Annotated in this window: 1 protein-coding gene; it reads left to right on the forward strand. The window is 70.0% G+C overall.

Translation table 11 applies throughout. The annotated features are described in order from the left end of the window. Nucleotides 1-831, forward strand: an 831-nt coding sequence (locus tag CFP71_RS42535) for an alanine--tRNA ligase-related protein (protein ID WP_244200051.1), incomplete at both ends; no start/stop codon positions are given.

Consider the following 831-nt stretch of genomic DNA (forward strand, 5'->3'; position numbering starts at 1 on the left):
GAGGGCGGCCCGGTCGCCGACGAGGACCGGTACATCGAGATCTGGAACCTCGTCTTCATGCAGGACGTGCGGGGCGACAAGAGCCCGAAGCACGGCCACAAGCCGATCGGTGAGCTGCCGAAGAAGAACATCGACACCGGCATGGGTGTCGAGCGCGTCGCGACGATCCTCCAGGGCGTCGAGAACGTCTACGAGACGGATCTCGTCCGCCCGGTGATCGGCCGCGCCGAGGAGTTCTCCGGCCGGCGCTACGGCTCCGACCACACCGACGACGTCCGCTTCCGCGTCATCGCCGACCACGCCCGCACCGGCGTGCTGCTCATCGGCGACGGCGTCACCCCGGGCAACGACGGCCGCGGGTACGTGCTGCGCCGCCTGCTGCGCCGGATCATCCGCTCCGCGCGCCTGCTCGGCGTGCACGAGCCGGTGCTGCCCGCCTTCGCCGCGGTCGTCCGCGACACCATGGGCCCGACGTATCCCGAGCTGGTCAGCGGCTTCGACCGCATCGAGGACGTCGTCCGCGTCGAAGAGGAGGCGTTCCTCTCCACGCTCACCAGTGGTTCGCGCATCTTCGACCTCGCGGCCGAGGAGACCAAGCGCTCCGGCGGCTCGCTGCTGGCCGGGGACAAGGCGTTCCAGCTGCACGACACCTACGGCTTCCCGATCGACCTGACCCTGGAGATGGCGTCCGAGCAGGGCCTGACCGTCGACGAAGAGGGCTTCCGCACGCTCATGAACGAGCAGCGGCAGCGGGCGAAGGCCGACGCGGCCTCGCGCAAGACCGGTCACGGCGACCTGTCCGAGTACCGCAAGGTGCTGGAGCAGCACGGC

Origin of the sequence: Amycolatopsis thailandensis, from assembly GCF_002234405.1 — a bacterium.
In the GTDB taxonomy this organism is placed as follows: domain Bacteria; phylum Actinomycetota; class Actinomycetes; order Mycobacteriales; family Pseudonocardiaceae; genus Amycolatopsis; species Amycolatopsis thailandensis.